1 pseudogene is annotated in these 248 nt (G+C 44.8%); it reads left to right on the top strand.

The annotated features are described in order from the left end of the window. A pseudogene (locus ACM2FC_RS23705) lies at nucleotides 1-248 on the top strand (ISL3 family transposase); the annotation flags it as partial.

Genomic DNA, 248 nt, shown 5'->3' with positions numbered 1-248 from the left:
AGTCAATTCAGTCCATCAACCTAGACGAGCAAACGCAATCTGTTGTGATAAAGTGTCGCCGTGATAGACGTTATAAAACCGTAGACCCTATAACAGGTAATGCGTGCACTGTTGACCACTATGTCCAAAGACGCATCCGAGATCTCCCTATCTCTGGCTACCCTTGTTGTATTGATATCGAATTAGCACAAGTCCGAACTTCTGATTCGGTTCGTCGACTAGAGCATTGCGACTTTGTCTCTAAAGGT

The sequence above is a fragment of the Vibrio sp. A37 genome, from assembly GCF_059777565.1.
This window is presented reverse-complemented; position numbering and strand designations above follow the sequence as displayed.